This is a genomic window from Pseudomonas sp. P4_D7 (genome assembly GCF_056401755.1).
In genome coordinates, this window is record NZ_JBFUIR010000170.1 from 1 (window position 1) to 1,087 (window position 1,087).

Consider the following 1,087-nt stretch of genomic DNA (forward strand, 5'->3'; position numbering starts at 1 on the left):
AGCCAGTACGGATCCATCGCGCAGGCGAAAGCAGCTACAGGACGCGGGATTCCATCGATCATTCAGTTCAGTCGACCATATGACTGCGTTGAGATGGACGAGCATACCCTCGATTGTATCTCTGCGATCGGACTCGACACGCCCGAAGGAATTGTGTGGACGCCCGTCGAACGCGTCGATGTGATTGCGCTTGCAGACCGCGCGTCGAAAGGCAGCATTCTTGGCTTCTTGGTAGTGATTACGACGGTCGGATCCGATCAAATACTACGAGCCGTGCACTTGGGAGTAACCCCCTGGAAGAGTCGGCCTACGGAATTCATTCGCTTACCCGACGCGGGCTTTCCGTCAGAAGAGATAGAAGAACTCGCAGGTTTGGGCTTTGCTGTCCTCATGCTTGACAATGCACTTTCTCACCTCGCGTACGAGGTAGCCGACCGAATAATGGATACGGTTGGCTGTGTGATCAACTTCGGAAAGCCTCGTGATTTCGAACGTCGAGCGACGATAGAGGGTGCGTTTAAACGCCTAGAAGAACGTGGCTTCAAGCGCGTGGTCTCGTCTACGGGAGGAAGTGGAACCCCTAAACGTAGGGCCGACCCGGCAGGCCAAGCAAAGAAATACAGAGTGACATTGGTAGACATATGCGACCTAGTTCAGGAAGCGCTAGCCGAATGCAACGGAGTGGTTGCGGATGGTCTGTTCGGCCAGACGCGTAACGCGTGGCTACGACGAGTTGCCACAGATCAACATATCGGCTTCATCCCGCCACGGATGCCCCTCCAGTCGAATACGGGAGTATCACTAAACATCAAAATTCGCAAAGCAAGAGTATGCGGCTCGCGGCAGAGTGGCGAACGCCCGTACATAAACTACAGCGGCGCTCGATACCGTAATCCGGAGCTTAGCACTAGGCATGATCTGATCGACAAGTATGTATTTCTTCATATCGACGTTGACGATATATCGGTAGTCGATGCTTTCGTTGAGGGAAACGCACAGCCGCTTGGGCCCTTGGATGCGCAGCATCAGTGGAATGGATGGCCTCACTCTTTGGAGGCGCGGCAAACGATCCGGCGCGCCATCAGCG

At 54.6% G+C, this 1,087-nt stretch carries 1 protein-coding gene; it reads left to right on the forward strand.

From position 1 onward, the window contains the following. The coding region (locus AC1DVF_RS29335; RefSeq protein ID WP_477783645.1) for a hypothetical protein at nucleotides 1-1,087 on the forward strand (1,087 nt) is incomplete at both ends.